The sequence below is a fragment of the Marinobacter halotolerans genome (assembly GCF_008795985.1).
Taxonomy (GTDB): Bacteria; Pseudomonadota; Gammaproteobacteria; order Pseudomonadales; family Oleiphilaceae; genus Marinobacter; species Marinobacter halotolerans.
Genome location: NZ_VMHP01000001.1, coordinates 1,447,986 through 1,465,710 on the forward strand (window position 1 = coordinate 1,447,986; position 17,725 = coordinate 1,465,710).

At 55.3% G+C, this 17,725-nt stretch carries 23 protein-coding genes; 2 read left to right on the top strand and 21 right to left on the bottom strand.

Annotation, left to right across the window (positions count from 1 at the left end; genetic code table 11):
- Positions 1-44: 44 nt before the first annotated feature.
- The 3 genes from FPL19_RS06785 to FPL19_RS06795 form a co-directional block, all read right to left on the bottom strand.
- A complete protein-coding gene (locus tag FPL19_RS06785) occupies positions 45-1,550 on the bottom strand; it encodes a flavin-containing monooxygenase (RefSeq protein ID WP_150911703.1) in 1,506 nt (501 codons plus the stop codon).
- A 201-nt stretch (positions 1,551-1,751) separates the two neighbouring features.
- Positions 1,752-2,462, bottom strand: a complete 711-nt coding sequence (locus FPL19_RS06790; protein WP_150911704.1) for a PEP-CTERM sorting domain-containing protein — start codon at positions 2,460-2,462, stop codon at positions 1,752-1,754.
- Between the two features lie 221 nt (positions 2,463-2,683).
- A complete protein-coding gene (locus FPL19_RS06795; RefSeq protein ID WP_150911705.1) occupies positions 2,684-3,589 on the bottom strand; it encodes a histone deacetylase family protein in 906 nt (301 codons plus the stop codon).
- 158 nt (positions 3,590-3,747) lie between these two features.
- Here FPL19_RS06795 and FPL19_RS06800 point away from each other — a divergent pair, with 158 nt between their 5' ends.
- Both FPL19_RS06800 and FPL19_RS06805 read left to right on the top strand, forming a co-directional pair.
- Positions 3,748-4,419 carry an ABC transporter ATP-binding protein gene (locus tag FPL19_RS06800; protein WP_225314317.1) on the top strand — a complete coding sequence of 224 codons (672 nt, stop codon included), beginning with the start codon at positions 3,748-3,750 and terminating at the stop codon, positions 4,417-4,419.
- Positions 4,409-6,991, top strand: a complete 2,583-nt coding sequence (locus FPL19_RS06805) for an ABC transporter permease (protein ID WP_225314318.1) — start codon at positions 4,409-4,411, stop codon at positions 6,989-6,991. Before FPL19_RS06800 ends, FPL19_RS06805 begins: the two co-directional genes overlap by 11 nt.
- A 26-nt stretch (positions 6,992-7,017) precedes the next feature.
- On the opposite strand, the gene FPL19_RS06810 is transcribed toward FPL19_RS06805, so the two are convergent.
- The 18 genes from FPL19_RS06810 to FPL19_RS06900 form a co-directional block, all read right to left on the bottom strand.
- Complete coding sequence (locus FPL19_RS06810) at positions 7,018-7,941, bottom strand: M14 family metallopeptidase (protein ID WP_150911707.1); 924 nt, start codon at positions 7,939-7,941, stop codon at positions 7,018-7,020.
- A 347-nt stretch (positions 7,942-8,288) separates the two neighbouring features.
- Positions 8,289-8,498, bottom strand: coding sequence for a DUF3565 domain-containing protein (locus FPL19_RS06815; protein WP_150911708.1), 210 nt, complete (start codon positions 8,496-8,498; stop codon positions 8,289-8,291).
- A 246-nt stretch (positions 8,499-8,744) separates the two neighbouring features.
- The gene (locus FPL19_RS06825; RefSeq protein WP_150911709.1) at positions 8,745-9,146 is read right to left on the bottom strand and encodes a GFA family protein; all 402 of its coding nucleotides are present in this window, start codon (positions 9,144-9,146) and stop codon (positions 8,745-8,747) included.
- Between the two features lie 105 nt (positions 9,147-9,251).
- Positions 9,252-9,554, bottom strand: a complete 303-nt coding sequence (locus tag FPL19_RS06830) for a type II toxin-antitoxin system RelE/ParE family toxin (protein ID WP_150911710.1) — start codon at positions 9,552-9,554, stop codon at positions 9,252-9,254.
- Positions 9,542-9,799 (bottom strand): type II toxin-antitoxin system Phd/YefM family antitoxin, encoded by a 258-nt coding sequence (locus FPL19_RS06835; protein ID WP_150911711.1) that lies wholly within the window; start codon positions 9,797-9,799, stop codon positions 9,542-9,544. The genes FPL19_RS06830 and FPL19_RS06835 overlap by 13 nt, the downstream gene beginning before the upstream one ends.
- Before the next feature lie 147 nt (positions 9,800-9,946).
- On the bottom strand, positions 9,947-10,294 hold the full coding sequence (locus FPL19_RS06840; RefSeq protein WP_150911712.1) for a DUF1428 domain-containing protein: 348 nt from the start codon (positions 10,292-10,294) through the stop codon (positions 9,947-9,949).
- A gap of 88 nt (positions 10,295-10,382) precedes the next feature.
- Complete coding sequence (locus FPL19_RS06845; RefSeq protein WP_150911713.1) at positions 10,383-10,667, bottom strand: hypothetical protein; 285 nt, start codon at positions 10,665-10,667, stop codon at positions 10,383-10,385.
- Positions 10,668-11,012: 345 nt separating this feature from the next.
- Positions 11,013-11,564 carry a DUF2971 domain-containing protein gene (locus FPL19_RS06850; protein WP_150911714.1) on the bottom strand — a complete coding sequence of 184 codons (552 nt, stop codon included), beginning with the start codon at positions 11,562-11,564 and terminating at the stop codon, positions 11,013-11,015.
- Between the two features lie 66 nt (positions 11,565-11,630).
- Positions 11,631-12,227 (bottom strand): PIN domain-containing protein, encoded by a 597-nt coding sequence (locus tag FPL19_RS06855; protein ID WP_150911715.1) that lies wholly within the window; start codon positions 12,225-12,227, stop codon positions 11,631-11,633.
- A gap of 112 nt (positions 12,228-12,339) precedes the next feature.
- A complete protein-coding gene (locus FPL19_RS06860; protein WP_150911716.1) occupies positions 12,340-12,588 on the bottom strand; it encodes a hypothetical protein in 249 nt (82 codons plus the stop codon).
- Positions 12,589-12,702: 114 nt separating this feature from the next.
- Entirely contained in the window at positions 12,703-13,293 is a 591-nt protein-coding gene (locus tag FPL19_RS06865; protein ID WP_150911717.1) for a PDDEXK family nuclease, read from the bottom strand.
- Positions 13,294-13,382: 89 nt separating this feature from the next.
- On the bottom strand, positions 13,383-13,652 hold the full coding sequence (locus FPL19_RS06870; RefSeq protein ID WP_150911718.1) for a hypothetical protein: 270 nt from the start codon (positions 13,650-13,652) through the stop codon (positions 13,383-13,385).
- An 87-nt stretch (positions 13,653-13,739) separates the two neighbouring features.
- Positions 13,740-13,961, bottom strand: a complete 222-nt coding sequence (locus FPL19_RS06875) for a hypothetical protein (protein WP_150911719.1) — start codon at positions 13,959-13,961, stop codon at positions 13,740-13,742.
- A 373-nt stretch (positions 13,962-14,334) separates the two neighbouring features.
- Positions 14,335-14,730 (bottom strand): hypothetical protein, encoded by a 396-nt coding sequence (locus FPL19_RS06880; RefSeq protein WP_150911720.1) that lies wholly within the window; start codon positions 14,728-14,730, stop codon positions 14,335-14,337.
- Between the two features lie 116 nt (positions 14,731-14,846).
- A complete protein-coding gene (locus tag FPL19_RS17840) occupies positions 14,847-15,266 on the bottom strand; it encodes a GFA family protein (RefSeq protein WP_150911721.1) in 420 nt (139 codons plus the stop codon).
- Positions 15,267-15,355: 89 nt separating this feature from the next.
- Positions 15,356-15,577 (bottom strand): GDCCVxC domain-containing (seleno)protein, encoded by a 222-nt coding sequence (locus FPL19_RS17630; protein WP_150911722.1) that lies wholly within the window; start codon positions 15,575-15,577, stop codon positions 15,356-15,358.
- Positions 15,578-16,132: 555 nt separating this feature from the next.
- Complete coding sequence (locus FPL19_RS06895) at positions 16,133-16,696, bottom strand: DUF5615 family PIN-like protein (protein ID WP_150911723.1); 564 nt, start codon at positions 16,694-16,696, stop codon at positions 16,133-16,135.
- A complete protein-coding gene (locus FPL19_RS06900; RefSeq protein ID WP_150911724.1) occupies positions 16,662-17,720 on the bottom strand; it encodes a ribonucleotide-diphosphate reductase subunit beta in 1,059 nt (352 codons plus the stop codon). Before FPL19_RS06900 ends, FPL19_RS06895 begins: the two co-directional genes overlap by 35 nt.
- Positions 17,721-17,725 lie beyond the last annotated feature (5 nt).

The window sequence follows — 17,725 nt, forward strand, 5'->3', positions numbered from 1 at the left end:
AAAGTTGTCTCCGGAATGTGCCGCGAATCCTGCCACAAATAGCGTCAGGAAAGTACCGGAGACATCTCGTCCTGGCTGTTTTTCTGTTTACGCGGGTCTGCAATAAAGGTGAGATGACCGTCGTCTATGGGCCCGTAGCGAAGGGTTTTGATGTCCGACTTGTAGTTCTGGGTGACCCGCCAGGGGTCATCCAGGCCCTGACGTGGCAGCCGATCATCGGCGCGGCGAATGTAACCTGAATCCAGACCGCCCATCACGGTATCGTCGGCGCGTCGGGCATCACTATCCCTGGCCACACAGACCTGCAAATCCCGGGCATCCATGTAGTTCAGCACCCGGCAAAGGTACTCAGCGGCAATGTCCACCTTCAGGGTCCAGGAAAGGTTGGTATAGCCGAACACCATTCCCGCATTGGGCACGCCCTCGACCATCACGTTCTTGTACACCACCTTGTCCCGCATCACCACCGGCTTGCCATCGACAACCAGTTCGGCACCGCCGAGCATCTGAATATCCAACCCGGTGGCGGGGATAATAATATCCGCTTTCAGCTCCTCGCCGGACTTCAGAAGAATGCCGGTCTCCGTGAAGCGCTCGATGTGGTCCGTTGCCATGGACACTGAACCGGCCCTGATGGCCTTGAACAGGTCACCGTCTTTCACCACGCACAGGCGCTGGTCCCATGGATTGTAGCTGGGAGTGAAATGGCGCATATCAGCCTTGCCGTCCAACTGTTTGCGCACCGTTTTCAGCATCCAGTTGCGCATCATCCTGGGTCGCTTGCGGGACAGGTTGAACAGCAACCGGGCAACAGTGATGTTGCGGGCTCTTATCAAACGGTAAGCCAGTTTCGAGGGCAGGGTCCGCTGCAGAAAGCGGGCAATACGATCATCCGATGGCAACGGCATCAGGTAGGTTGGCGAGCGCTGCAGCATGGTCACGTGCTCTGCCTCTTCGGCCAGCGTGGGTACCAGGGTGACGGCCGTGGCGCCGCTGCCGATCACCACCACTTTCTTGTCCGCATAGTCCAGATGCTCCGGCCAGTGCTGCGGATGGACGATCTGGCCCTGGAACGCGTCTTCACCGGGGAAGTCGGGCTTATAGCCGGCGTCGTAGTTGTAGTAGCCGGTGCAGCCGATCATGAAATCGGCCGTAAACGTGAGCCTTTCACCGGTTTTCTCGCGCTCCGCCGTAATCGTCCAGCAGGCGCTCTCTGTGGACCACTCCGCGCGCTTGACCGCCAGGCCGAAACGAATATGCGGGGTCACGTCATAGTCGTCAGCGGTTTCGGATACGTAGTGCTTTATAGAGGGTCCGTCCGCCAGTACCTTGCCGCCTGTCCAGGGGCGAAAGTTGTAGCCGAAGGTGTACATGTCCGAGTCTGAACGGATACCGGGGTAGCGGAACAGGTCCCAGGTTCCGCCCAGATCATCGCGGCGCTCAAGGATGGTGAAGCTTTTACCCGGGCAATCCCTCCGCAGATGACAGGCAGTGCCAATGCCCGACACCCCTGCGCCGATAATCAAAACATCTACATGCTGCTCACTCATACCTGCCCTCATCGGCCTGATTTCTTGTCGTCATCTCCCCGTGCATTCTAGCCTAAGTGATAAGGACAGAAATTGGCCGGAAAGGTCGCCAAGGTAGCAATTCCGGTCAGTCTCAAATCTGTTCTCTGTTGAATCAAAATAAAAAAAAGGCCCTGCCATTTCAGACAGAGCCCCTTATTGTCGTTGCTGAAACTTTGGCAATCAGGCCTTTCTGCGACGCGCCACAAAGGTACCTACCAGCCCCAGGCCCAGCAGAGCCAAGGTTCCTGGCTCGGGTACAGTCACAGACGAAGTGTTGAAGTTGTCGAAGCCCAGGCCAACACCTGAATCTTTGGTTCCGGTGAACACAAAGTCGATACGATTGAATGCTGCTCCACTGAGGTTAAACGTCCAGGGCAGGCCATCAAGGGACCCGGCTCCATTCGTTGAACCTACGGGGCTAAGCATACTGTCTATCAGGTTAGCCCCATTGTACGCGCGGACATCCCATTGTTCGGTTCCCTGACTGTTGTTTCCATCAATATCCCAGATCTGACCGCTGGCAGCGTTTACCGCGGTGCTGTAAATAATAGAAAGATAAACCCCATTGCCACCCCGGGATCCTACTTCCCCGCCCGTGCGAACAAACCAGTCACCGAGACCGGGAGAAGCCAGGAACTGCTGGTCGTAATCAGAATTCTGATCATTCAGGAACCCCTGAGGATTGGCATCAGCCTCACCCGACTTTTCGATAAATGCGCCGTCAAAAGTTACCCCGTCGGAGGCTTCATACTGATCGGTAAGGGCGTCGTTATCACCCAGGCCGCCGCCGGGGAGGCTGCCCACATCTTCAAAGTCAATCAAGGCAGCGGCCGCCGGGCCTGAGACCAGCAACGTCATTGCAGTGACAAAACACATCTTCTGGAAATTCATAAGTTACATCTCTATGTCTGCTGAATTTGCTATTGAACAGAACTTCAGCAAGACCTGTTCCACTCCTCAAAAAGCCCGTGAAAACAGATAGGTGTGTGAACTCGAAATAGAACAGGAGAAGTTTATGTAAATTAACTCGACACAATTGGCCGTTTTTGGCAAAAAGAAAACGGATTTACTTTACAGGGTCGACTATGAGCCCGGCCTCATCTGACTCATTCTCAGCTGAACACCCGACTGGCCTCTTCCACCACAATGCCGTGGCGCCTGGCCAACTTTAGCCGGTCATCGTCATAGCCGCCGCCAATCACCGTAGCGACGGGTATGCCGCGCGCTTTAAGCTCGCGCAAAACCCGGTAATCCCGCTCCCGGATGCCGGATTCGGTGATATTCAGCCTTCCCAGCGGGTCACCGGCGAACACGTCTACCCCTGCATCGTAAAGGACGATGTCGGGCTTCGACATTGCAAGCGCCTGACGCAGTGTGCGTTCTACAACCTTGAGGTAGTCCCCGTCTTCCATTCCATCCGGCAGGGCCACATCCAGATCGCTCACCTGTTTTTCGAAGGGGTAATTGCGTTCACAGTGGACGGAACAGGTGAACGCATTCGGCTCATTGGCCAACAGCCGGGCGGTTCCGTCGCCCTGGTGCACATCCACATCAAATATCAGCACCCGGTCTACCCCGCTCTGGCGCAACAACACGTTGGCCGCTATGGCCAGATCATTGAGGATGCAGAACCCGGCAGCGTGGTCGAAATGTGCATGATGGGTGCCACCGGCCAGATGGCAGGCAACGCCGTATTGCAGCGCCAACTGCGCCGTCAGTACCGTGCCCGACGGTGCCAGAAACGTCCGCCGCACCAGCCCTGTGCTCCAGGGCAGGTTCATCTGCCGGGTCTCCCGGGGAGACAGGCGGTTACCGGCGAAGCGGGCGAGATAGTCCGGGCTGTGGGTCTGGGTCAGCCAGGCCTGTCGACAGGGTGCCGGACGGTAGCTGTTCTGCCGGGTGAGCAGTCCATTCGACCGCATGTGCTCCGCAAGCAGGCCGAACTTTTCCATGGGGAAACGGTGTTTTGCAGGGAACGGAAAACTGTAATCCGGATGATGGACTATGGGAATCAACATGCACTTTCCAGTAACCAGTGATCAGGTATGAATGTACGGGCACTGTTGCAGCGAAGATTGCAGGTCATTCATAGTGAGGTAGATAGTGCGCCAGTGTCCGGAACAGATCGTATGCTATTGCGTCAGTGACTTAACCCATTAAAAAGAAAGGTGTCCCGGTGTCCACCAGTGTCCAGATAAGTGATATCCAGCTTACCTACCCGACAGAATCCGGGACCGTAGCGGTGCTCAAAAACGCCTCGCTCACAATTCCGCCTGGCGACACTCTGGCAATTACCGGCCCCTCTGGTAGCGGCAAAACCTCACTGCTTCTGCTGCTGTCCGGGCTTCAGCGCCCCACCTCCGGCGAAATCCTGGTAGGCGACCAGCGCCTGGGGGACATGGACGCCAATACCCTGGCCGATTGGCGCAGTGAGCACCTTGGCATCATCTTCCAGTCGTTTCATCTGCTGCCAGGTCTGACCGCCCTGGGAAACGTCAGCCTGCCGCTGGAAATCGCCGGGCAAACCGGCGCCCGGGAGCAGGCCAAGGCCATGCTGGACGCAGTAGGACTGAGCCATCGGCTGCAACATTACCCGGGGCAGCTTTCCGGCGGCGAGCAACAACGGGTAGCCATTGCCCGAGCCCTGGTGCATCAGCCGAGCCTGTTGCTGGGGGACGAACCCACCGGCAATCTGGACCAGGAAACGGGTGAAAAAGTGCTGTCATTGCTGTTCGACCTGCACAGAGAAAGCAAATCCACCCTGGTGCTGGTCACCCACGACGAGCGCGTGGCCCAGCGTTGCCAACACCGCGTTCGGATGGACGGCGGGCGTCTGTATGAGGACTGAGCCTCCCAACCGGCCACGTTCGGCCAGCATCCTGTGGATGCTGAAATTCGCCATAACCGACCTACGCTCCCGTATTTCCGCGCTCAGGGTATTTCTCGCCTGCCTTATTCTGGGTGTCACCCTGGTGGCGGCCACCGCCAGCCTTTACCGGGTGATCGAGCAGAGTCTACTGGCAGACACCCGGGCGCTGATGGGCGGCGATGTGGAACTGGATGCCAGTGAACCGCTTCCAGACGCCGTGCTCGAATGGGTAAGCGCCACCGGAAAGATCGCCCTGATTCGGGAGTTCGACACCATCGTCAGCAGCGAAAACGGCGACGGCTTCTTCAGGGCCGAGATACTGGTTCCCGATGCCGCCTACCCCCTGTACGGCGAGCTGCAGCTGACACCGGACCAGTCACTGGCAGAACTGAGTGACAAAAAGAATGGCAACTGGGGCGCCATTATCGACCCGCTGCTTGCAGAGCGCCTGGGCCAGTCCATCGGGGACCAGATCCAGATCGGCGCCGCCACCTTCCGCATCAGCGGCCTGATCCAGAAACAACCGGACCGCCGACTGAACGCCAACTGGCGCGGTCTGCCGATCATGATTTCTTCACAGGCAGTCGAGGCCACGGAACTGATCCGTCCGGGCAGCCGCGTGGATTATGAATACAAGGTGAAGACCGACCAGAACCTGGACACCTGGCTGAACGAATTCGAGCAGGCCTTCCCCCAGCCCAATTGGGACACCACCACCTTTGCCGAACGCAGCGAACGCATTGCCGAACGGCTGGACCAGATCGCCACGGCGCTGATTCTGATTGCCTTCACCACCCTGTTCATCGGAGGCCTGGGTGTAGCCAACAGCATTCATGCCTATCTGGATGAGAAGTTGGGCACCATTGCCACACTGCAGACGCTGGGCCTGCGCCGCAAACCCCTGGTCGTCATCTATCTGCTGCAGATCGGCCTGTTGGGCAGCCTGGCGGGGCTGATTGGCGGTGCCATCGGGCTTGGGCTGTCTGCTGTAGCCATCGCGGTGGCAGGCGATGCCTTTGCCGTGGCTGGGCCTGAGGGCGCTGGTTCCTGGTTGTCCCTGTGGCTGATACCCCTGTTATTAAGCTGGCTGTTCGCGGTGCTGACAGCCTACGTGTTTGCGCTACCGGCGCTGGCCCGGGCGCTTGCGGCATCGCCGGCCGGGCTTTTCAGGGGTCAGGTGCAGGCCGCCCCGAACGAACCGCATAGCTGGCGAATCGCCAGTTATGCGCTGCTGGCCGTCTATATTGGCGCCACACTTTTCTGGCTGCCTTCACCGACACTGGGGTTTCTGTTTCTGCTGGCCGTCGTTGTGCTCTGGGGACTACTGGAAGCGCTGATCAAGGGATTGCGCCGCGGCGCAAAGGCACTCGAAAACGGTGGCTTTGCCGATCGCAGCTTTGCCAGGCGGCTGGCGCTGGCCAACCTGCATCGGCCGGATTCGCCCCTGCGGGCCACGTTATTGTCCCTGGGGACGGCTCTCACACTGGTGGTCGCTTGCACCCTGGTTGTCACCACTCTGCTGCGGGCACTGGAAACCACCATACCCGCCGAATCCCCGGCGCTGATTCTATATGAGGTGTTTCCAGATCAGATGGACCGGACGAAAACCGGCCTTGAATCCCTTGATCCCACCAGCAAAACCGAGCTGCTGCCGATGGTTCGTGCACGCCTGGCACAAATCAATGATGCGCCCATTTCCCGGGTGCTTGCAGACAATCCCCAGGCCAGGCGCGAGGCCATGGGGGATGAGTACAAGCTCAGCTACCTTTCCGGCAATCCGGAGGGCCTGGAACTGGTCAGCGGCCAGTGGTGGAGCACACCTGCCCCGGAAGGCGAACCTGCGTACATGGCCATGGAAGACCGGGAAGCCAACCAGCTGGGGCTGACGGTCGGTGACCGGATTGAATTCACCGCCCAGGACCAGCCAATCAACGCCGAAATCCGGGCCATCTACCGTCAGAAAGGCCTGCAGACCCGGTTCTGGTTTGAAGGAATTCTGCAAAATGGTGCTCTGGAAGGCCTGATCGGGCGTTACGTTGGTGCGGTTTACCAGAGCGACACGGCCGCGAAGAAATCCCAGCAATGGCTGGCGCAGAACATACCCAACGTGATCACACTGCGCACCGCCGACTGGCTGGAAACCGCCGGTGACCTGCTCAACAAGATGGCGGCGGGCCTGGCGGCAGTGGCTACTGTCAGCTTGCTGGCAAGCCTTCTGGTGCTGTCCAGCGTGGTGAGTGTCAGCCGCAGGCGGCAACTCTATGAAGCCAACCTGCTCCACTGCCTGGGCGCCCGACACCAGGCAATACGGCAATCGATGCTGCTGGAAACCGGCCTTCTGACGTTCCTGGCCACGGTGTTCGCCACGGCCCTGGGAGCGCTGATCGCCCTGCCACTGGCGTCTGAACTGCTGAAACTGCCGGCAGGGGATCTGTGGTGGATAGGTGCACTAGTGGCAGGCGCCGTCAGCTCACTTGCACTGCTCGGCGGCTTGCTTCCCACCCTGCGTGCCATGCGTCTGGACCCGGCGTTGTTGTTGCGGAGCGAATAGCACAGCACCTAGGCCGCCCATCACCGCTACTGATTCGCCAGGGCATAGTCGATGGCGGCACACACGGCTGCAACCTGCGCACGATTGCACTGCTCAGGGCTCACGTCGGCGCTATCCGGATAGACCTCGGTCGTGGTCCTGTAGGGGGCGCCGGTCATACTGGCGCACAGGCCGAGGTGACTGAGCGGGTACCGAATGACGCCTTGATCAGCTACCGGTGTTCCGAAAATCTCGCCCTTGTCATCAGCGGGCGCGATATGAGTGATCTTCGCCACCGCCTCGATCAACGCCTGCTGAAATTCGGGCTGGGGGCTTTCGCTGTCATCCACCAGATAGAAGCCGTCGGGAATTTCACCCGGCTCGAACGGCTTTCCGTCACGGGCGGCCAGCGCAGGGCGGAATTCGGTTTCGTCGGAATCAGTGGTTTCATGCAGGTCGATATGCAGCAGCGCCTGATCGCGGATAGGCGCCACCAGTTTCATCAGTGCCGCTGATTCCTCAGCCGAACCGTCGCTCCGGAAGGAACGGTTCGGGTCAACCGCGTTCGCATTCCAGCGATGAATGCGCTCGTAAGCCCAGGGACTGACGCAGGGCGCAACCAGCAGATTGACCCGGCCTGCGTAATCCTGGGCATGCTGACCAACGAATTGCAGCGCACCATGCACGCCGCTTGTTTCATAGCCGTGTACCCCACCGGTCACCAGCACCACCGGCAGCTCGTCATTCCAGTTGCGGCTGCGGATCGCCATCAGCGGATAACGGTCGGCGCCATAATCCAGATGCCCGTACTCTTCCACGTCGAAACGCGAGCGCAGGCGGTCAATCACACTCAGCACGTCGGACTCGTAACTGCGTTGGCGTGTCTGTTTTGACAACCACTCGGCGTGCTCCGCATCCGCCCAGGGAATGCCGGGCGTGCCGATTGGGTAGGGTGCCGTAGCCGAGCTCATAGCAGTCTTTCTCCATTCGTAGGCGCGCTGTGTTCGCGCATGTTAACGGTAAATCGCACGCTCCCTTGCATCCTTTTTCTGTTCGGGTCTTCCTTGATGTTTGTCGCCGACAGGGAATCCAGATAGTCGGCCGGAACGCCTGTTTCTTTCGCGCCCTGTATCACATGATAAAGCCCGCCGCGAATACAAAACAGAAATAGAGTAATGACACCCGCAACACGATCAGCATAATAACTCCGCCTTACGCCCAAAAGCATACGCAGCTACGGAGTGGAGCCAAAGCCGCAATGTAGTAGGCGTCGCCGTGCCAGCACTTGTCAGGTGGGCATGACACGCTCCGGGATGATTTAAACTTTCTCATCAGGTGGAGCGCCTTCCTCGCACTTCTTGCAGTTTAAAAGAGATCCCAGCATCTCATTTCGTGTTTCCAATTTCTCCACCCAAGGCCGATTCTGCCACGGAGGATTGTGCCTGACATGTTGGAAATGGCCGCAAGCTAATTCTGCTACCCAGTCGTCGAATTCGTCTTTGTGGAACCCCGAGATCGGTTGTTTCATAACCTCCTAACGCGAAACTAAGCGGCGCCCTGACAAGGGCGCTGGCGGCGGCCGCAGGCCGGAAAGACGTTCCACGCCCAGAACCCCGGAAACCGGCAAGAGATGAATGATGCCTACGAGCACCAGCAGGCCTGTGACAACTTTCTCCATGTTTGCCTCTCTTCCTTGAATTTAGCGCGGAGCACAGCGTGTCGGAGCGACAGCGAAAGTGCGTCCGCCAAAAGCCCCTGATTATGTGATCTTAGCCTACTCTGGCAGGCCCTCGAACTCCGGCACGTCACCAATAGCCCCGTCCCAAAGCGCTCTGCTCGATGTGAAGATGTGCGCAGTTGGCAACACAGAGACTTCATTATCCAAACACCCTGCGGGAACGACGAGCAAGCCTGGGATCTGATTGTTTGGCAATGCTGAGCCACACAGTTTACAAAAGCTTTTGTTATGACGAGTGCCTGGAAGCGTAAAGGAAGTCACAGCAAGTGCACCCGACCGCCAGACCAATTTAGCTGACTTTGAGAATAAATTTGCCGCATGGGCCGAACCCGTATCTTTTTGACAATGCCGACAATGGCACAGGTAGAAGCTATCGAATTCACCTTTGACCTGAAAGCTCACCGTGCCGCAAAGACAAGAACCGAAATGATCAGTCATGAGAACCTCTTCCGTGGCCTAGAGGTGAAGTGCACATAGCGCCAAGCGCACCGGTGAGTTTGACGTAGCGAAGCGGAGACAAAGGCATCCGAGTGACGCGCCTGGTTAGCTGTTCCCAAGCATGTACGCACGAAGCTGCCGCTCCTCTCGCATGACATAAAGAACGAGAACCCGCTTCTTATCTTCACGATAAAAAATGCGACACGGGGGAACCACTACCTCCCTGTATACCGAATTAGGAAGCTCTGGAGGAATCCGTCCGGATTGGGGAAAATCTTCCAAGCGCTCGGTCTTATCGAAAACTTCTTGGACCAGATGACTTGCGGCAGCAGGATTATCCAGAGCAATGTACTCAGCGATGGCATCCAGTTCTTGAAGGGCAGGCTCCGTCCAGATTACTTCAGCCACTTACTCATTTTCTCCCTGGCCTCACTTTGGCTGTACGTTCTTCCCTCCAGTAAAGCACGCTCTCCCCGTGAGAGCCCTTCAAGCAGCTCAAGCCGGCGCTGCATAAACTCATAATCCTGCACATCGACAAGGTATGCGGATGGCTGACCATGCTCCGTGATCAGTATCGGCTCTTTAGACAAGTGCAGATCTGCCAGAATCTTTGTGGCTTGGCGTTTGAGGTTCGTAACAAGCTCGACTTTCATGGGCTCACCCTGAATCAGACTGAAAGTGGCACTATAGTATCACTTTTCGCGTGAGGCAATCACAGCTAACGCCTTGGGTAAGCTGCCGTTGCGGAGCGCAGCGTAGTACCGGTCAGCTTCACCCACTGGTTATGAGGTAGACGAATACTACTCGTTCACAATCACCTGAAAACCGCCATAAATAAGCCGACTTCCATCAAATGGCATTGGGTTTTCCTGCATTCTTGGGTCGTCCGCAATAGCTTTCATACCGGCGTCCCTAGCCTGTCGTGACGGCCATGTGACCCATGAAAAGACAACTGTTTCATCTTCCCGACATTGCACCGCCTGTTTGAATGACGTCTTTTCACCCGCCGGGATGTCATCGCCCCAACATTCGACTAACCGAGTTGCTCCATGTTCTTTAAACAATTGAGCCGCTTCAGTCGCGTGGCGAATATACTCCTCTTTATTTTTTGTTGGCACTGCTGCAACGAAGCCTTCAACGTAGTCCATTTTTGATTCCCTCTTGCCTCAACGCCCGGCACATGCCCCGGTTTGGAGCCGCGAAGCGGCGGAAAAGCGGTCTCCGTGATGCCGCTGGTTAATCACTGTACTTTTGGACAAGAGCCTCAGTTTCATCAACCTTCTCGACTTGGCCATCCCCTCGGTATTTGAAGAACTGCCCCTCATCATCCTTAAAAACTTCACCGGCATTTATGACGACAACATGCTTCGGAGGAATTACTTCCAGTTCGCCGGTATTCTGGTCGATCAAATAGACAACACCTGCTGAGGTTTCAAAAAGCGAAAAGTCGGGAGCTGCTGAAAATGTATTATTATCACACCCTGTGAGAATAACAGTTGCCAGAAGAATCCATAATCTCATCCGAGAGTCTCCAATAGGATTAACGCTTTGGCTTTGCGGCGTACCGGAGCGCCAGCGTAGGTGCGTCCGGCAACAGCCACTTGTTATATTTTTTGTGCAAACAACTCGATTGATCTACGGCCTCTCTGCATTTGAAAAAAATCAATTTCTCTTCCTTCGAGAGCGTTCCTTAATCTATCAATATCGGCACGGTCAGCATTTAGTCCAAAATATATCCTATCCACCGCTTCCGGAGGGTGCCCAACGCAACGAACGCGGTCATCAGGACCTTCAGCAAAATCGTTCAGGAGCAGTCGATACTCTCGCTCATAAGACCAATCCGGCGCTTTAATATATAGAAAGTCCTCAGAGCGATTTTCCTCCCCCCCCATTCATCATACGACTTAAGATATCTGGCATTTCAGTAGTGTAATCCGTGTCTTGATGATGGTAGAGATCAAGGGACTCGGTCAGAACATCAAGGTCATACCGAACACAGAAACCGGTATGAGAATTTGCATAATGACTCCACATCAAAATATTCCGATTACACCGAGACAGGCAAAAAATGAAGCGCCTAAGGGTTGCGGCGATGACGACCTCGGCATACGGCCAAATTTGATGCTCGTGAATCCGCCCCTCCTTTTCGAGTTGTTTAACTCTATCCAATTCCTCAGAAACCAATTGATGGAACTGGGCCTCATTTAGCATCACCGAATTGGGCTGTTTATAAAGGAAGCCCGCCATCGAACGATATGTAAAAAGGGTAAGCGGTGGTTTGCTATCAAATGGATCGTTGAAGGTTTCGCCAATGGCAAACCACATCTGGTTATTGACCAGCGCATTAATGTGGTTTTCTAAAAAGTTGCGATATTTATACAGATGCATGATCCCCATCGAATATAACGCCAGCAGCATGCGCGGCTTTGAAATGGAGGCGAAGCCGCAATGAAAAAGACGTCGCCTTGCCTGCGATTGTTAGGGCTAGTGCGGCAATTGGTACGAGACATTGCCGTTATTCACCTTTATGTACTTACGCTGCTCAAGGTCTTTCACAATCGAGCTTAGCTGATGTTCCGACAGCTTCTCTGTGAACAGCGAATTGATGGTGTTGGAAAGCGTCTTCACCTTGCGAGGGCGAGACTGCCCCCGGCCTGCCAGGTTTTTAACAATGGCGGATACCATATCGTCGGTAGAGGTAGCCGTGGACATTCTTACTACTGGAATTTCCGCCAAGTCTCGCTCACGCTGGATTTTGATGCTACGCGATTTGAGATGCTTGATCAGCGTGTCAAAGCCGGTATCTCGGGAGATGATGTGGAAGTACGCACCTGAGTCCTTGGCTGCCAGCTCACCAATGTAATAGGCAATGTGAAAATCGAGAGCGTTTTTGCCGGTGCCCGTAATTTTAATATATTGCGCAGCATCCCCAAGGCCCTGCATCGCTGCAGCCAGATCAAACGGTATCTTTGCCTGGTTGGCACCAACGAAAACCAACACTTTGAAAGGGTGCTGCTTGAGAACCTCCAGATTACTCGGCTGCACATTTTCAAAATCTATCAGAACATAGTTTGTTGCCAAGCAGGCTCTCCTTGTTTCTTTGCCCTAACGCTGCGGTGACCGGCGCCGGCGCGACAGCGACGGGAACCAAAAGCACACAGCTTTTGGCGTCCGGTTGACCGATTGGTTAGATTTACTGTCCAGATTTTTGACCATTGATGCCGTAGTCGACAATTGACTGAGTCCTTGCATCGTGGAGTTTGCGACGTTTTTGACCTTCTTGAAGAGCGAGTATGTCTCGATACTCCGCTTTGACAGCAGCTTGCTCGTCCTCACTCAAACTGTTCCACTCTTCTCCGGTTAAACCATAGTAGGGAGCGGCACACCCTTGTATTCCCAGTGCTATAAAAAATATTCCAATACAACAAAGCAGACTTTTCATACGCTTCCTTTCAGAAAAATCTAACGCCGAAGCACAGCGGCGACCTTGGAATGGCGACGAAGGAGCCATGGAAAGGGCGTCCGGTGGCCATCGGCCGCGTACTGCTGCGCCTTGTTAACCATTGACTCTTCGCCACTGCGAAAACCCATACAGCGGAGCACCACTGGAGACACAACAGAGCTCAGCGCCAGTTATGACCCAAACCGAGCCAAACTCACGACAAAGATCGCTCAAATTGGCAACCAAGGTTGCCCAAGAAGCATCCTTGCCGATGAAGTTGGCATATAACAACAAATGTAGCTCTCTGGAATTCGAATATCGCTTTCTGACTTTGCTTTCTATAGCCCGCCTGAGTCTTTCATAAGCGTACTTTTCGGCTACCACTCCATCCTCAAAATGGTGTGGATTGCCTGCTCGATATTCGAGATTTCGCTTTCGTCCCTCGTCCAGAACTTCTGTGACCTGGAATGGAAAAACTTTACCTAGCGCGTGAAAAAGAAAGTCATAGTCGCGCTGCTCGTCTTCCTCTGCTATCTCTACCTCACAGGGTCCGATATGGTTTTCGTACCCCTCGGAAAATACTGCCGCACACCACATTTCTCGCAGGCGATTGTTCGCTCGCTGAGTGACGAATGCATCGTCTCCCACAAGCGCCCTCTCATGCGCTACATATTCAGAAAGTTCAAAATGCTTAAATCGGGCCATATGGTTAACGCCAAGCTAAGCGGCGCCCTGACAAGGGCGTCCGGTGGAGGCCGAAGGCCGGAACGAACTTAAGCGCCTTGTTAACGAATTTAGCTGTCATAGGACCGAGCTTCGAGCACATAGCCACAATCTGGATTGGAGCACAATGAAACAACCTGGCCTCCTCCGGGGACGTCCATGGAAAGCAGTGCACCGCACTCAGGACATTTGGGAGACTCCCGTTGCTCAACGCTGTTGGCAGCCATGTGAGACTGGATAATATCCTTCAAGACCAGATCGAAGGTGGTTTGTCGCTCTTTTGCTAGCTCAGAGATATACATGGCCTCATCCAGAGGTAAATCGACTTCAACCTTCGGCATCCAAACCTCCCTATCGTTAACGCCAGCGGTAATGGGCGGCAACGGAGCGGAGCGCAGTTGGCGTCCCGTTGACCGCCTTGTTGTGCGTCATTTTCGATACTCCTCCATGATTTCCCTCAGCCTCTCCTTGTACTCAATCTCGACATCCGGCCCGCACCTACCGACCTGGTCTTCAAAAATCGGATTCAATGCTGTCTGGTAATAGCCCCCATTTGAATCAATCGACTGAATCGTGTACTCGGTGCGCCATTCCCACAGATTTTTACTTGGCACAAAGGTGAAGTCGGTGCCTTTGCCCCAACGTGCCATGTCTTCTTCCGATCCATCCAAATTTCTAAATTTACAATAAAAGTACGAACCTTCATCAGGTTGTGACTCGGCAGCCTCGGGAGGGCTTTGGTTCACACGAGTACATTCAGCTTGGCTGATTCCGAACTCTTCGCAACAGCTAATTTGGCTCGTTCGGTCTGAGTGGGCGAGGCATACCCTCAGGTCCATATTGTCCACCGATGCCAAAGCCAACGGGAGGTAAAACAAGCAAACGATGAACAATGGCAGTGTTATTCGTAACACCCGAAAGGCTCCTTCCTATTGTTTTGTTCAATAAAGCTGTACCGCACAACGCCTTGGGTAAGCTTCCGGTGCGGAGCGCAGCGTAGTACAGGTCAGCTTCACCCACTGGTTATGCCGCCGACCGCTGAACCTTGACCGCCACGAAGAAAATCAATGTCGCCAGCACCACGACGATATCCATTATGATTGCTGGTGCGGCTTGGCCTAAAAATTCTTGGCCGTAAATCAGGACCAGTGACACGAAAATCGCCTTGCTTATCGCACCCATCGCAGCGGAAAAGACCCGGTGCCTCTCGACTAGTGCTCCGTATATCAAGACGAGCCCTATAAGGCCGACGAGGGCTGACCAGCTGCGCACAATGATTGATTGAAGGCCACCGTCGAATGAAGCGCCGAACATTGATTCAAGTGCAGCTTGAGGCGCTACAAGGCCATAAAACATGGTAGCCGTCAGCAAGCCTGACACCAGCATGACCCACTTAAAGTTCCTTTTGACGAGTTCCATAATTCCCTTATGTGCTTATAGTTGATGGCAGCTTGTGACTCTGCCCTGCGGCATAACGCTTTTGTTTAGCGGCGCCCCGACAGGGGCGTCCGGTGGAGGCCGTAGGCCGGAACGAACTACAACAACTTGTTAAGTGATTCCAGGCTATCAGGCCCACCATCCAACCGAACGCACTCGGCAGACTCTTGCTCCCAAGGGGCAGCGGACTTTGTATGAAGGTGAGCAGAAATCCTCGATGTATCCAATTCATCGAGTAAACCGGCAGGAATCCAGACCATTCCGCTGCCCCTCAGGCTGTTAGGAACCGGACTACCGCATACTGAACAGAAATCGCTTCGGAAGCCGCTGGGCTTTATGTAGGATCTGATATCACTTTCGCCTGACACCCAACGAAAAGCGCTACCCTGCACAAAAGTGGCAGCATTAGCGGCTGCTCCTGTGGCTTTGCGACACAACGAACAGTGACATTGATAGAGGTTGCGAATCTCCTCTTCAATTTCGAACTTCACGTTTCCGCAGAGACATTCACCTTTCATCGATCAGTCCTTTGACACTTAACGCCGAAGCACAGCGGCGCCACGTCGGTGGCGTCCGGCGGCCATCGGCCGCGTACTGCTGCGACTTGTTATGGGCTAGGAGCACAACACCCTGGCCCTTGTTGAATCGGTGGACAAGGTACTGTGCCGTATGAACAAAAAACACAGCAGTCTCCATGCTTGGGCTTTAGTAGAACTTGGCAAGACTCACACTCATAGAAATACTGGCATGAGTCGGTAGGCATGGTTTCCGTTTTCTGGTGACCACAGTTTGGACACTCGATTGTTGATTCCAAGACTACATCGACCATAGTCATGCCCTCCCGAAAGGTATGAATTTCAGCCCCATCCACGCTGGACTGTGTCTCAGCACAGAAACTGACCAAGCCTATAACGCTGAGGTAACCTGCGCCGGAGCGCCAGCGGAGGGGACCAAAAGCGGTACGCTTTTGGTGTCCGGTTGACCGTATTGTTATGGCTTACACCGCCGAGCCCCGCTGGAAGAAATACTCTCAGTGGCAATGGTAAGGCTTTGAACCTGCATGGCAACATTGCCCGGCTGGGCTGTCTTTTCGGCAACCGCCCCCATGAGCGAACGCCGTCGACGCGAACAAAACAAGAACCAAAATTAGCATTATTTTTTTCATGGTCATTCTCCAGGATTGAGGTGCTAGCGCACCGTGCAACCTCCATGTTCATTGCCCTCCAACTATCTCGGCACAACCTGAAAAATGTAGACGAAATGTACGTAAAGTGCCATAACAGCAATTGGACTGATGCCTCAGTGCTTGCACAAATCTGACCGCTTCATGATTACGGTTTTGCCAATCCCAAGAATTTATAAATCATAAGCTTAGCCCGCTGGGCTAACGCCAGCCGTTCATTACCTCAAGCGTCTGTCGCATCCGCCTGACATGGCTTCCTTCCCAGTAAAGCTGCCGACATGTGGCGCAGGCCAGCACCTTTTCCCCCGGCCATTTGGGGGCACCGGGATAAAAGGTGTTTATTTCCTGCTCCCTGGCGGTATGGAGCGGGGTGTTGCAGTTTTTGCAACGGCTGAACGGATCAAAGCACCAGTCCAGGTCCAGCCGAAGGGTCAGTTCCCGCAGGCGTTCCTGCTCGCCCTGCTCCGTCAGATAAATCACGTAGAAAGGCGCGCAGGCAAACTCCAGCAGGTCGGTATCAGCGGTGATAATCCAGCGCTGCTCTGCCAGGGCCTGGTCCACCAGCTGCCGGTCCGTCGCGCCCTGGGCAGGCACGGCGGTATCGTATCCGGCGATGCGAAGCCACTGCGCCAGGCTGTTGAGCATCTCGTCGCACAGAAAGCGCAGTGGCGCCAGTGAACACAGGCTGCCTTCAATCACGTTGCTATTATCCCGGCCGGCATCACGCCGGCTACCACTCCAGTTGAGCCCCAGTCTGATACTCAATTACGCGGGTTTCAAAGAAGTTCTTCTCCTTGCGCATGGTGGCTTGCTCATCGAGCCAGGGCGACACGTTCTTGGCCCCTGGGAAGGGCTCTTCCAGCCCCACGGTCCGGGCGCGGCGGTTGGCCACGAAGCGGAACTGTTCGCTGTGGTATTCCGCGGAATAACCCAGGATCGGGTCCCGCAGGATATAGTTGGCGTAGGCGATTTCAGCGGCTTCGGATTCCTCCCACATCTCGCGCACGGCTCTGGGGTCAAAGCGGATGTTTTCCTCTTCCACGATCTGGTTTACCACTTTCAGGCCAAACGAGAAGTGCATGGCTTCGTCCCGCAGAATGTACTGCAGCTGTTCACCGGTGCCGCGCATCAGTCCCCGGCGCTGCAAAGCGAAGATGGGGCTGAAGCCGTTGTAGAACCAGGTGCCTTCGAACACGGCGGCAAAGAACAGGTAGGACATGATGAATTCCTGCAGGTCGTCCCGGTTGCGCAGGTTCATGTCCGAGCGCATGGCGGCGTCCAGCCGGCGGTTTGCCATCTGGATCTTGCCGTTGATGGCGGGCACCACGCGGTAGCGGTTATAGATCTCGCTCTGGTCCAGGTTCAGGGTTTCGATGCAGTGCTGGTAGGCCCAGGTGTGCATGGCCTCTTCGTACACCTGCCGGGCCTGGTAGATCTGCAGTTCCGGGGCGCTCATTTTTTCCATCACCGCCAGGCCAATGTTGCGCATGGCCAGGATGTCGGAGGTGGTCAGATAGGCCAGGACGTTTTCATAGACGTGCTTTTCCGCCGGGTTCAGGCGGTGGTGGTAGTCGTGGACGTCCTGGGCCATGTTCACATCCAGCGGGGTCCAGTGGTTCTTGTTGGCATTCATGAAGTACTCCCAGGCCCAGGGGTACTTGAACGGCGCCAGCTGGTTGATGTCGGTGTCACCGTTGATAACGCGTTTGTCGTCGACGTTGACCGGGGCCGGGCCTTCTGTGTTCGCCGGTCTGGTTTGGGGGTTTGGTTCGTCGTCCCAGTTGAGCATGGGTT

What these genes read in the sequence shown, in the direction of transcription:
- FPL19_RS06785 (WP_150911703.1), bottom strand. Translation starts at nt 1,550, where the DNA reads ATGAGTGAGCAGCATGTAGATGTTTTGATTATCGGCGCAGGGGTGTCG.
- FPL19_RS06790 (WP_150911704.1), bottom strand. Translation starts at nt 2,462, where the DNA reads ATGAATTTCCAGAAGATGTGTTTTGTCACTGCAATGACGTTGCTGGTC.
- FPL19_RS06795 (WP_150911705.1), bottom strand. Translation starts at nt 3,589, where the DNA reads ATGTTGATTCCCATAGTCCATCATCCGGATTACAGTTTTCCGTTCCCT.
- FPL19_RS06805 (WP_225314318.1), top strand. Translation starts at nt 4,409, where the DNA reads ATGAGGACTGAGCCTCCCAACCGGCCACGTTCGGCCAGCATCCTGTGG.
- FPL19_RS06810 (WP_150911707.1), bottom strand. Translation starts at nt 7,941, where the DNA reads ATGAGCTCGGCTACGGCACCCTACCCAATCGGCACGCCCGGCATTCCC.
- FPL19_RS06815 (WP_150911708.1), bottom strand. Translation starts at nt 8,498, where the DNA reads ATGAAACAACCGATCTCGGGGTTCCACAAAGACGAATTCGACGACTGG.
- FPL19_RS06825 (WP_150911709.1), bottom strand. Translation starts at nt 9,146, where the DNA reads ATGACTGATCATTTCGGTTCTTGTCTTTGCGGCACGGTGAGCTTTCAG.
- FPL19_RS06835 (WP_150911711.1), bottom strand. Translation starts at nt 9,799, where the DNA reads ATGAAAGTCGAGCTTGTTACGAACCTCAAACGCCAAGCCACAAAGATT.
- FPL19_RS06840 (WP_150911712.1), bottom strand. Translation starts at nt 10,294, where the DNA reads ATGGACTACGTTGAAGGCTTCGTTGCAGCAGTGCCAACAAAAAATAAA.
- FPL19_RS06845 (WP_150911713.1), bottom strand. Translation starts at nt 10,667, where the DNA reads ATGAGATTATGGATTCTTCTGGCAACTGTTATTCTCACAGGGTGTGAT.
- FPL19_RS06850 (WP_150911714.1), bottom strand. Translation starts at nt 11,564, where the DNA reads ATGCTGCTGGCGTTATATTCGATGGGGATCATGCATCTGTATAAATAT.
- FPL19_RS06860 (WP_150911716.1), bottom strand. Translation starts at nt 12,588, where the DNA reads ATGAAAAGTCTGCTTTGTTGTATTGGAATATTTTTTATAGCACTGGGA.
- FPL19_RS06865 (WP_150911717.1), bottom strand. Translation starts at nt 13,293, where the DNA reads ATGGCCCGATTTAAGCATTTTGAACTTTCTGAATATGTAGCGCATGAG.
- FPL19_RS06870 (WP_150911718.1), bottom strand. Translation starts at nt 13,652, where the DNA reads ATGCCGAAGGTTGAAGTCGATTTACCTCTGGATGAGGCCATGTATATC.
- FPL19_RS06875 (WP_150911719.1), bottom strand. Translation starts at nt 13,961, where the DNA reads ATGGCACGTTGGGGCAAAGGCACCGACTTCACCTTTGTGCCAAGTAAA.
- FPL19_RS06880 (WP_150911720.1), bottom strand. Translation starts at nt 14,730, where the DNA reads ATGGAACTCGTCAAAAGGAACTTTAAGTGGGTCATGCTGGTGTCAGGC.
- FPL19_RS17840 (WP_150911721.1), bottom strand. Translation starts at nt 15,266, where the DNA reads ATGAAAGGTGAATGTCTCTGCGGAAACGTGAAGTTCGAAATTGAAGAG.
- FPL19_RS17630 (WP_150911722.1), bottom strand. Translation starts at nt 15,577, where the DNA reads ATGGTCGATGTAGTCTTGGAATCAACAATCGAGTGTCCAAACTGTGGT.
- FPL19_RS06900 (WP_150911724.1), bottom strand. Translation starts at nt 17,720, where the DNA reads ATGCTCAACTGGGACGACGAACCAAACCCCCAAACCAGACCGGCGAAC.